This window comes from Tardiphaga sp., from assembly GCF_044340795.1.
In the GTDB taxonomy this organism is placed as follows: domain Bacteria; phylum Pseudomonadota; class Alphaproteobacteria; order Rhizobiales; family Xanthobacteraceae; genus Tardiphaga.
On record NZ_JBIISY010000204.1, the window covers coordinates 1 to 10,470 of the forward strand.

The 10,470-nt window shown below is 63.1% G+C and carries 13 protein-coding genes, 2 pseudogenes and 1 other annotated feature; of the genes and pseudogenes, 11 read left to right on the forward strand and 4 right to left on the reverse strand.

Annotated elements, in window-relative coordinates:
* The 4 genes from ACIQ17_RS25345 to ACIQ17_RS25360 form a co-directional block, all read right to left on the reverse strand.
* The coding region (locus ACIQ17_RS25345; RefSeq protein ID WP_398472039.1) for a SulP family inorganic anion transporter at window positions 1-673 on the reverse strand (673 nt) is incomplete at its 3' end.
* A gap of 87 nt (window positions 674-760) precedes the next feature.
* Window positions 761-815 (reverse strand) — a sequence feature (sul1 is cis-regulatory element that is thought to sense ions involved in sulfur or methionine metabolism; They are found in Alphaproteobacteria).
* A gap of 228 nt (window positions 816-1,043) precedes the next feature.
* A complete protein-coding gene (locus ACIQ17_RS25350) occupies window positions 1,044-1,589 on the reverse strand; it encodes a DsrE family protein (RefSeq protein WP_122129152.1) in 546 nt (181 codons plus the stop codon).
* A 28-nt stretch (window positions 1,590-1,617) separates the two neighbouring features.
* Window positions 1,618-2,025: a metalloregulator ArsR/SmtB family transcription factor gene (locus ACIQ17_RS25355; protein WP_008830445.1), complete on the reverse strand. Its 408-nt coding sequence runs from the start codon at window positions 2,023-2,025 to the stop codon at window positions 1,618-1,620.
* A complete protein-coding gene (locus ACIQ17_RS25360) occupies window positions 2,025-2,642 on the reverse strand; it encodes a peroxiredoxin (protein ID WP_398472041.1) in 618 nt (205 codons plus the stop codon). The genes ACIQ17_RS25355 and ACIQ17_RS25360 overlap by 1 nt, the downstream gene beginning before the upstream one ends.
* 91 nt (window positions 2,643-2,733) lie before the next feature.
* Between ACIQ17_RS25360 and ACIQ17_RS25365 the strand changes: the two genes are divergently transcribed.
* The 11 genes and pseudogenes from ACIQ17_RS25365 to ACIQ17_RS25415 form a co-directional block, all read left to right on the forward strand.
* Window positions 2,734-3,651 (forward strand): MBL fold metallo-hydrolase, encoded by a 918-nt coding sequence (locus ACIQ17_RS25365; protein ID WP_037519521.1) that lies wholly within the window; start codon window positions 2,734-2,736, stop codon window positions 3,649-3,651.
* On the forward strand, window positions 3,651-4,088 hold the full coding sequence (locus ACIQ17_RS25370; RefSeq protein ID WP_398472042.1) for a YeeE/YedE family protein: 438 nt from the start codon (window positions 3,651-3,653) through the stop codon (window positions 4,086-4,088). Before ACIQ17_RS25365 ends, ACIQ17_RS25370 begins: the two co-directional genes overlap by 1 nt.
* Window positions 4,088-4,513, forward strand: a complete 426-nt coding sequence (locus tag ACIQ17_RS25375; protein ID WP_008830449.1) for a DUF6691 family protein — start codon at window positions 4,088-4,090, stop codon at window positions 4,511-4,513. The genes ACIQ17_RS25370 and ACIQ17_RS25375 overlap by 1 nt, the downstream gene beginning before the upstream one ends.
* A gap of 18 nt (window positions 4,514-4,531) precedes the next feature.
* The gene (locus ACIQ17_RS25380) at window positions 4,532-4,966 is read left to right on the forward strand and encodes a TIGR01244 family sulfur transferase (RefSeq protein WP_122129150.1); all 435 of its coding nucleotides are present in this window, start codon (window positions 4,532-4,534) and stop codon (window positions 4,964-4,966) included.
* Window positions 4,963-6,195, forward strand: coding sequence for an FAD/NAD(P)-binding oxidoreductase (locus tag ACIQ17_RS25385; RefSeq protein WP_008830451.1), 1,233 nt, complete (start codon window positions 4,963-4,965; stop codon window positions 6,193-6,195). The genes ACIQ17_RS25380 and ACIQ17_RS25385 overlap by 4 nt, the downstream gene beginning before the upstream one ends.
* Window positions 6,192-6,974: a sulfite exporter TauE/SafE family protein gene (locus tag ACIQ17_RS25390; protein ID WP_008830452.1), complete on the forward strand. Its 783-nt coding sequence runs from the start codon at window positions 6,192-6,194 to the stop codon at window positions 6,972-6,974. The genes ACIQ17_RS25385 and ACIQ17_RS25390 overlap by 4 nt, the downstream gene beginning before the upstream one ends.
* The gene (locus ACIQ17_RS25395; protein ID WP_008830453.1) at window positions 6,974-7,783 is read left to right on the forward strand and encodes a TlpA disulfide reductase family protein; all 810 of its coding nucleotides are present in this window, start codon (window positions 6,974-6,976) and stop codon (window positions 7,781-7,783) included. Before ACIQ17_RS25390 ends, ACIQ17_RS25395 begins: the two co-directional genes overlap by 1 nt.
* Window positions 7,780-8,409, forward strand: coding sequence for a DsbA family protein (locus ACIQ17_RS25400; protein WP_008830454.1), 630 nt, complete (start codon window positions 7,780-7,782; stop codon window positions 8,407-8,409). Before ACIQ17_RS25395 ends, ACIQ17_RS25400 begins: the two co-directional genes overlap by 4 nt.
* 77 nt (window positions 8,410-8,486) lie before the next feature.
* The gene (locus ACIQ17_RS25405) at window positions 8,487-9,053 is read left to right on the forward strand and encodes a DsbA family protein (protein ID WP_231726576.1); all 567 of its coding nucleotides are present in this window, start codon (window positions 8,487-8,489) and stop codon (window positions 9,051-9,053) included.
* 50 nt (window positions 9,054-9,103) lie between these two features.
* Window positions 9,104-9,964, forward strand: a pseudogene (locus ACIQ17_RS25410) (MBL fold metallo-hydrolase); the annotation flags it as partial.
* Window positions 9,965-10,089: 125 nt separating this feature from the next.
* Window positions 10,090-10,353, forward strand: a pseudogene (locus ACIQ17_RS25415) (transposase); the annotation flags it as partial.
* Between the last annotated feature and the right edge of the window lie 117 nt (window positions 10,354-10,470).

Here is a 10,470-nt window from a genome sequence, read left to right on the forward strand (position 1 = left end):
AGTAGGGGAAGATGATGCGCAGCGTCTCGAGCGTGAACGGCACCTGTGGAATGCCGAATGCCGGCAGCGACGAGGGCAGCTTGCCCATGTCGCCCACCGTGTTGACCTTGATGCCGGCATAGATCGAGACGATCGTGAGGATCACGATCGCAACCAGCGGCGACGGGATCGCCTTGGTCAGGCGCGGAAACAGATAGATGATCGCCAAACCCGCCGCGACCATCGCGTAGGTTTCCCATCCGACGTTTGTGAGCTGGGGAAGCTGCGCGATGAAGATGAGGATCGCGAGCGCATTGACGAAGCCGGTGATGACCGAGCGCGACACATATTGCATCAGCAGGTCGAGTTTCAGGAAACCGGCGACGCCCTGGATCAGCCCCATGAGGATGGTGGCGGCAAACAGGTACTGGACGCCGTGATCGCGGATCAGCGGCAGAACGAGAACGGCGATCGCCGCGGTTGCGGCCGAGATCATGCCGGGGCGACCGCCCACGAGCGAGATGATGACGGCGATGGAGAAGGAGGCAAACAGCCCGACGCTGGGATCGACGCCGGCAATGATCGAGAAGCCGATAGCCTCCGGGATCAGCGCGAGCGCGACAACGATACCCGCCAGCACGTCCGCGCGCGGGTTCGAGAGCCATTCGCGTCGAAGCGAAGTAGCAAATGTCATGTGGAAACCTGATCGCAATAGCGAGGGGCGCACGCCGTCAGACGCGGTCAATCAACGATGCTCGGAAGCGAGGCCCAAATTCGCTAAGGTTATCCCGGGGATAGGCGCCGGGCCGAGCCACCCGAATCAATCCGGGTCCGTCGAAGACCTCTAGATAAGCACTAATCGCACCATATCGCAACTGCGAACATCAGCAGCCTGCGTTCCCAAAACACCATCCCATGCGAGACGGGATCGCTATGCGTTGGGGTGTCATTCCGCCCCCAACCGGACCCGGCCACCAGCGGCGCCTTTTTCAACAGCCCCGACCGGTTATGACACCAGCAGCGTTACGGACTAGAACGGCGAAACAGTAAACGTGTCGGCGTGATCAGTCGGGGATCAGTGCCCAACCACGCAGTTGCAAAGTCGCCATAGTCGTCAGCGCAGACACGTCAGTTTCGACACTCTTTCCTACCGTAGCGGGGTCGATCCCGTTTCCGATAAGAGCTTGGCTGCATACCCGAACGGATACACCCGCCTTTTTCAACGCCTCAATTAAGGCAAGGTTGGGGTTCGCAGCTACTCCCGTCTTTGTCGCATAGGCGCGATCTTCGGTAACGATGGGCGTCGCCGGACCGTGGACGATCACGACGACATCGCCTTGTTCTGGACGAACGCCATCGTTGCCCAGCAGGTTCAAAAAGCGGGCGACCTTCTCCAGCGATGGATTGATTTTATCCGGCGTTGCCGCGGCCTTGGTCACATTGAACAGCACGCGATAGCGCAACTTGCGATCGGGCCGTTCCGCAGCACCTTCGACGGGTGTGATCGCGCCATATCCCGGTATCACCGCCTGCCTAGGCACGCCGGCTGAAGCACTGACGCTGCTCATGAGTGACAAGCATCCTGCAAGAGCAATGATTGGCATACGCATCCGCTTTTTCCTTCTTCAGCCGAAATGATCAGCCAACTCTCGCAAAAACGGCCGCACCGATGTTTTGCGGTCGAACCACGGACGGCGTCTCGCGCGGTCGCACTGGGCGGGGGGCCGGGGCCGTTTGGGGAGCCGACAGATCGTCGGCTCCGAACATCGCCTCCAGGGTTCGCACACACAGTGCGGCTGCATCGTCGGCAAGACGGTAGTGAACCTGCTTCGCCTCACGCCTGGTCTTCACCAGATCGGCGCGCCGCAGCTCGGCAAGCTGCTGACTGAGCGCTGGTTGGGTCACGCCCGTGGCCGCCTCGATGTCCGCCACCTGCCGTTCGCCACCCAGCAGATAGGACAGGATCATAAGGCGCTGCGGCTGCGCGAACACGCGCAGCTTCTCGACTGCAACGTCGGCAAGCGCGCGGGACTGGTAGATCGCCATCACCGGTCAGCCTTCGTCTGGTGAAACCAGTCGGCGCCTGCGTTCCCCGGCAAAGCGGGAGGCAGGAGCACGTCGTCGCCCGGCTGCCAGTCAGCGGGCGTATAGGCCTCGCCATCGGCCGAACGCTGCAACGCCCTGACCGTGCGAAGCATCTCGTCGACCGAGCGCCCGACATTCATCGGATACCAGCTGAGTGCGCGGATAATGCCTTTGGGATCGATGAAGTAGGTTGCACGTACCGTTGAGGCATCGCCAGCCTGCTCGTCGAGCATGCCGTAGGCATACCCAACCGCCATCGACGGATCCTCGATCACCGGAAACGGCACCTCGACATCAAAAACGTCGTGGATCGCGCGAAGCCAGGCGACATGAGAGTAGAGGCTGTCGACCGACAGCCCCAACAATACGCAATCCAGCTCCTCGAATTGAGGGGCCGCTTTAGCCAAGGCCACAAACTCGCTCGTGCAAACCGGCGTGAAGTCAGCAGGGTGCGAGAAAAACACAATCCAGCGCCCACGATACTGATCGAGCGCAATCTCGCCCTGAGTGGTGCGGGCGGTGAAGTTCGGGGCTGCATCCCCGATGCGCAGCGAGCGCGGCATGTTCGCTTCCATCATTTCCATTCCTCCCAAATGGCACGAACACCCCGTTGACGCAATACGCTTACACAGATACATAAACCATGAGTTTGTTTAAATGGAGATGGTCATGGACCCGGTTTTGAGCGAAGCCAACGCCCAGATCAGACGCGCAAAAGCGGCCGGATCGCCGGTCGTTCAGTCCTTCTTTGATGAGCCTACCAACACAGCGACCTACGTCGTTTGGGACGTGGCGACGAAAAAGGCTGCGATCGTCGACAGCGTCCTCGATTTTGACGCCGCGGCTGGCCGGACCAAAACCGCGTCGGCGGACGCAGTGATCGCTTACGTGCGGGATCAGGGACTGACGGTCGATTGGCTGCTGGAAACCCATGCTCATGCCGATCACCTGTCTGCGGCACCTTATCTTCAGCAGGCGCTTGGCGGGCAGCTCGCGATCGGTCGTGAGATCATCCGGGTTCAGAACGTGTTCGGCAAAATCTTCAACGCCGGCACCGATTTTGAGCGCAACGGTTCCGAGTTCGACCGGCTGTTCGAGGACGGCGACCGCTTTGCCATCGGCAACATCGACGCCATTGCGCTGCACGTGCCCGGCCATACGCCGGCGGACATGGCCTATGCGATTGGGGACGCGGTCTTCACCGGCGATACGCTCTTCATGCCCGATTACGGCACCGCGCGGGCAGACTTCCCTGGTGGCGACGCACGCCAGCTATTCCGCTCGATCCGCCGGCTCATGCAGCTGCCGGACGAGACGCGCCTGTTCCTCTGCCACGACTACAAGGCGGTGGGTCGCGACCAATATGTCTGGGAGACGACTGTAGGCGCACAGCGTGTCGGCAACGTGCATGTCCACGAAGGGGTCAGCGAAGACGACTTCGTCGCGATGCGGACCAGTCGCGACGCCACCTTGTCGATGCCGAAGCTCATCCTGCCCTCGATCCAGGTGAACATGCGCGGTGGTCATCTGCCGGAGCCGGAAGCCAACGGCACCCGCTACCTCAAAATTCCGCTGGATGCGCTGTGATGCCAGGCTTTCCCCATGCCATGCCGCTCGAAGGCTTCATCGGCGGGCTGATGATCGGTGTCGCCGCGGCGATCATGCTGCTGGGCAACGGGCGCATCGCCGGTGTCAGCGGCATGTTCGCAAGAGTTTTGGGTCTTACCGATGGAGGTCCACCATGGGCCCTCGCGCTGCTCTTTACCGCGGGTCTGCCCTTGGGCGCGGGTATTGCTGCGACCAGTTTGGGCGTGAAAGCCAGCTTTCCGGCATCGCTTTCGCTGATTGCCGTCGCCGGTCTGGTCGTCGGTATCGGAACGCGGCTTGGGTCCGGGTGCACCAGTGGTCACGGCGTATGCGGCCTGTCCCGCCTGTCGCCCCGGTCCATCGCCGCGACCGTCACGTTCATGGCGACCGGCGTCGTCACGGTCACGATCATGCGTCTGTCCGAGGTGATACTGTGATGCGCCAGAACCTCATTTCACTCGCTAGCGGGACGCTGTTCGGCGCCGGCCTTGCCATCTCCGGAATGATCGATCCGGCGCGGGTGCGCGCGTTCCTCGATGTCACCGGCGCGTGGGACCCGACCTTGGCGTTCGTCATGGCAGGCGCGATCCTGCCGATGGCGATAGCCTGGTTCGTCGTGCGGCGTCGCTCGACCCCGATCGCGGCCGAACAATTCCACACGCCCGCCACCTCGCCGATCGACCGGCGCCTCATCGGCGGTGCGGCCTTGTTCGGCATAGGCTGGGGCATCGTCGGATTGTGCCCAGGTCCCGCCATTGCCGCACTGGCGATCCAGCCTCTGCCGGCACTGGTCTTCATCGCTGCAATGGCCCTCGGCGTTGCCGTCCACCGCTTTGCATTCACTTCCCGCCGTTCGGCCTGATCAGACAGGAGACATCACATGGCTTTCAAGCAGATCACCTCGTCCTTCTCTGCCGCCCCCCAGCTGACGCAAGACGACCTCGCCGCTGCCGCGAAGGCAGGATATCGCTCGATCATCTCAAGCCGCCCGGACGGCGAGGAGGCGGGCCAGCCAAGCGCGGAAGAAATGGCCCGAATGGCAGGCGACCACGGTCTCGCGTTTGCCCATGTCCCTATCGTACCGGGCAAGGCGACTGACGCCGATGCGGATCGCATGAAGGAGGCGCTAGCCACGCTGTCACAGCCGACGCTCGGCTTCTGCCGTAGCGGGACGCGCGCGGCGACCTTGTGGGCGTTGGCCGAGGCCGATCGCGCCGACCCGGCGACGATCGTCGACCAAGCAAAGGCAGCCGGGTACGACCTTGCCGATCTCACGCCTGCGCTGAAGCGCCGTTCCGAAAGGGCTGATCAATGACCTACGACATCGTCATCATCGGGGGCGGTGCCGCCGGCATCGCGACCGCTTCCAGCATTCTGAAGCGCAACGCCAAAGTGACGATCGCGGTCGTCGATCCGGCGACCGACCATTATTACCAGCCCGGCTGGACGATGGTGGGGGCCGGCGTCTTCACTCCCGAACAGACGCGCAAGGCCGAATCCGACATAATGCCAAAGGGCGTTAAGTGGGTACGGTTGCCCGCCGTTGCCATCGACCCCGACCGTAACACGGTCGAGCTCGAAGACGGTGACACATTGACCTATCGCGTTCTGGTCGTCGCGCCCGGGCTGCGCCTGGCGTGGGAGAAGATCGAAGGGCTGCCTGAGGCTCTCGGCCGCAACGGCGTCACCTCCAACTATCGCTACGATCTGGCACCCTACACCTACCAGCTCGTCAAGGAATTGCGGCAGGGGCGGGCGCTGTTCTCGCAGCCACCCATGCCGATCAAGTGCGCCGGCGCACCGCAGAAAGCGATGTATCTCTCCTGCGACATCTGGCGGGATAGCGGCGTTCTCCCAGCTATCGACGTCGAGTTCCATAATGCCGGCGCAGCCCTGTTCGGGGTCCCGACCTACGTCCCGGCGCTGATGGAATATGTCGAGAAGTACGGTATCGATCTCAGGCTTGAGTCCAACCTGGTCGCGGTCGACGCCGATCGCCGCGTCGCCACGTTCGAGCGCAAGCAGGACGGCGTCTCCGAGCGGATCGAACGTGAGTTCGATATGCTCCATGTCGTGCCACCTCAGGTGTCACATGCGGTCGTCGCAAATAGCCCGCTTGCGGCTGCGAGCGGCTTCGTCGAGGTCGACGAGACTACGCTGCGGCACAAGCGATTTGAAAACATCTTTGGCCTTGGCGATGCCGCTGGCACCAGCAACGCCAAGACCGCCGCTGCTGCTCGCGTCCAGGCGCCCGTGGTCGCAGTCAACGCGCTGGCCGCGCTCGACGGCAGACCCCCCGTTGCCGATTATAATGGTTACGGCTCATGCCCGCTCACGGTCGAACGCGGTAAGATCGTCCTCGCCGAGTTCGGCTATGGCGGAAAGCTGCTGCCCAGCTTCCCATCCTGGCTGCTGGACGGAACGCGTCCGACGCGCACCGCGTGGTTCCTGAAAGAGCGGATGCTGCCCCCGATCTACTGGCAGGGCATGCTGAAAGGCCGTGAGTGGATGGCCGCTCCACACGAGATCGGCAAGGCGGCATGATCCTCGAACCAATCCAGTATCTGCTTGGCGCCTTGTCCGGCAGCCTGGTCGGATTCACCCTCGGGCTCGTCGGTGGCGGTGGCTCGATCCTCGCCGTGCCGCTCATGGTGTATCTGGTGCGCGTTCCCGACGCGCACCTCGCCATCGGTACGAGCGCGTTTGCCGTGGCGGCCAATGCCGCGACCGGTCTGATCGGTCATGCCAAGGCTCATACCGTAAAATGGCGGTGCGGCGGCATGTATGCGACTGCCGGCGTCATCGGTGCGCTACTCGGATCCACCGCGGGCAAGGCCGTCGATGGCGGCAAGCTCCTCTTTCTATTCGCGCTCGTCATGATCGTCGTCGGCGTTGTGATGCTGCGCGGGCGGGGTGACGCTGGTAATCCCGGTGCAGAATGCAACCGGGAGAAGGCGCCCAAGGTGCTGGGTTATGGCCTCGGCACCGGACTGTTTTCAGGCTTCTTTGGCATCGGTGGTGGCTTCCTGATCGTTCCCGGACTGATTGGATCGACGGGCATGCCGATCCTCAACGCCGTCGGCACGTCGCTGATCGCCGTCACCGCGTTCGGGCTAACGACCGCTGCCAACTACGCGTTCTCCGGGCTTGTGGATTGGCCGCTCGCCTTCGCCTTCATCGGCGGTGGAGTTATCGGCGGGTTGATCGGTACGCGGATCGCTAAGCGTCTGGGCACGGGCAGTACGCTCACCACGGTTTTCGCAATGCTGATCTTCGTGGTCGCAGCCTATATGCTCTGGAAGAGCGCAGGCGCGTTTCTGTGATGGGCAGCGCAATTGCCATCGGGCCGCTGATGATGGCGGTCGATCGCGGATTGGCGGTTCTGTGCGTCGCCGTGTTCCTCGGTTTGACGGCGCTGGCGGGACGGTTCCGCTTCCCGCGAGTGTCGATGGTCGCGACCAGTGCTATTGTCGTCGGGCTGGTGACGGCCCGGATCGGCTATGTCGCGACGCATTGGGCGAGCTACGCCGATGCTCCACTTTCCATCCTAGCTATATGGCAGGGAGGCTTCTCGGCCGTCGCCGGCCTCGCCGGCGCTGCGGTAACGCTGGCGTTCCGGCTCGGCCGAACGCGCGCTCTGGCGATAGGCTGGGCAGCGCTTGCCGTAGCTGGCGGCCTCTGGTTCACGCTTCAGGCGCTGATCCCGCCCGTGACCTACGGCCCCTTTCCCTATCATCTCGCCCTAACGACGCCATCCGGCGCTCCGCTCCCGCTTGATCGTTTCCGGGGTCGTCCCTTCGTGGTCAATCTGTGGGCGACATGGTGCGGCCCATGCCGGCGCGAGCTGCCGATGCTCGATGCTGCTGCGTCGCGCCGTGGAGAGGTTCCGATTCTGCTCGCCGATCAGGGTGAGGCGCCGGCGACCGTTACCCAGTTCCTTACCCGCGAAGGCATCGGTGCCGGCAACGTCGCGCTTGATCCCGACCGTAGGCTTTCCCGAGCCTTCGAAGTCGCCGGCTATCCCGCAACCGCCTTCGTCGCCGCGAATGGCACGATCGTGCAGCTTCAGCTCGGAGAGTTGTCGCGCGCCGCGCTCGCCGATGGAATTGATAAGGCAAGGAAACACCGATGAACCGCCGCAACCTTCTCTTTCGCGGCGCTCTAGCCGCGCTTGCTTTCGCCGTGCCGATGACACCTGCGGTCGGGCAGCAGCAGCCTGATTTGTCGCGCAAGGCAGTCGTCGACGATCCCGTAGCCCCCAAGCGGGCCGGCACCGCCTATGACGTCACCGTTGTCGAGTTCTTCGACTACAACTGCCCCTATTGCCGTCGCATGGAGCCGGTGCTGAACGCGCTGCTTCGCTCCGACCCGAAGGTCCGGATCGTGTATCGGGATTGGCCAATATTCGGACCCGCCTCCCGTGAGGCGTCCCGGGCGGCCGTCGCGAGCCAGTGGCAGGGCAGGCATGCCGCCTTCCATGGAGCGCTGCTTGCCTCGCCGGCGCGGCTCGACAGCGCCGGTATCAGGGCAGCTGCTGTGAAAGCCAAGGTGGATTGGCCGCGTCTGCAACGTGACCTGAAGACGCGTGGCGCGGAAATCGATGCGCTGCTCGCACGCACCAATGCGATTGCCGAAGCGATCGGGTTCAATGGGACGCCGGCGCTGATCGTCGGCTCGCAGGTCGTGGCCGGCGCGGTCGATCTGCCGGCGCTCCGCCGCCTCGTCGCCACGGCGCGCAGCAAGCCCGGAGGGCGTTGAGCGTGCCGGGGCCACTCAGTCGGAGGCAGGCGGTCGGGCTCGGCGCTGTAGTCGTGGGGGGCTGGGCGGTCGGACAGGTGCTGCGGCGCACCGCCCCGATTGGGCGTGACGTTGGTCCGACCGCCGACCTGATCCTGACAGGCGGCAGTTCGCCTGAGCACGGTCCTGCCGACGCGACGTTGCGGCTTGCCGTTTTCACCGATTATCGTTGCCCGGCCTGCCGTCACGCCTTCCCCGCGTTGGAAGAGGCCGTGCGACGCGATGGCAAAATTAGGGTCATCTACAAGGATTGGCCGATCTTCGGTCCACCGTCTGAACGTGCCGCGAGCGTTGCGCTCAGCTGTGCCGAACAGGGCATCTACCCGGTCGTCCATCGCCAGCTGATGGCCGACAACCGTACGATTGACGACGACATGCTGCGGGACGTCGTAATCGGCGCTGGCGGTGACTGGCTGAGCGCAACGACGTGGCTTGCTTCGCATGCACAGGCTGTCGCGGCGCGCCTGCGTGCGAACGGCCAAGAGGCCTATTCGATCGGCTTGGCCGGCACCCCGGGCTTTCTTGCCGGACGCATGCTGGTGATGGGCGCGATCGATCCGGGTGATTTCGAGCGGTTGTTCGCGCGGGCGCGGGCAGAAAGCTAACAGAGCGAGAGGATGAAAACATGATCGAGTATAAGCACGATGGTATGACCGTTGCGTCGCTCCATGATGAGCGCACTGGTAGCTTCCAATATGTTGTCGTCGACGACACTACGAAGACGGCTGCGATCATCGATCCAGTTCTGGATTTTGACCCGCGCGCTGGTGCGACCGCGACCCGAAACGCGGATCTTATCCTCGACTATGTGCGCGAAAAGGGGCTAACCGTCGAATGGGTGCTCGACACCCACCCACACGCCGATCATTTTTCAGCCGTTCCGTACCTCACCGGCAAGACCGGTGGCAAAACCGCGATCGGCAACAAGGTCGTGGAAGTGCAAAAGCTGTGGCGGGACATCTACTGCCTGCCCGATCTCGCCGTCGACGGCAGCCAGTGGGACCGGTTGTTTGCGGATGGCGAGCGTTTCCGGATCGGCACGCTCGATGCTCATGTCATGCTGTCGCCGGGCCATACGCTTGCCTCGATCACTTATGTCGTCGGTGACGCCGCGTTCGTTCACGATACGCTGATGGTTCCCGATAGTGGCACAAGCCGAGCGGACTTCCCGGGTGGTGATGCTCATTCGCTGTGGTGCTCGATCCGCGCCATCCTCGATCTGCCACCCGAAACCGCAACCTATGTTGGGCATGACTATGGCAAGGATGGCAGGGACGTACTTGGTCGCTCGACCGTCGCCGATCAGCGTCGCGACAACATCCATGTTCACGATGGCATCGACGAAGCCGAGTTCGTCGCGACCCGCGAGAAACGCGACGCATCGCTCCCACTACCCGACCTGATGCTCGCCGCGCTTCAGGTGAACATACGTGGCGGCCGGCTGCCGGATGCGGACAAGTGTGGGACGGCGTTTCTCAAGGTGCCTCTGAACCGGTTTGGACCTGGTGCTTCATAGCTCAGTCCGCGCTAGGGCAGCTGCTGTTTCAAGTGTCAGAACCGAACGAGACTGTTGAAAAACGCGTGCTTGCGACGGCGATGGAGGCGTGATTCACTCTTGGCAGACGGCAAGGGATCACGGACATGATGGGACGGCAGGTGGCACAGGGCGCGCTGTTCTACGGCTTCCGGCTTGATGAGCATGTGCCGGTTGACCACCTGCTCCGACGCATCGACGGCGTGTTGGACTTCGGCTTCGTGCGCGAGGCACTGGCGTCGAGCTACAGCGCGAGTGGGCGACCCTCGATCGACCCGGAGCTGATGCTCAGGATGCTGCTGGTTGGCTATCTGTTCGGCATCCGCTCGGAACGGCGTTTGTGCGAGGAGGTGCACCTCAACCTCGCCTATCTGTAGGCGCTTGCAATCATAGCGGCGTGTGCTCGCAAACAGCCTGATTTCCTGCTCACGCTTTCTGCCACTGGCGGGGAGCGTCCTGCTCGAATTATCTGCCAGTGTGCTCGCCAT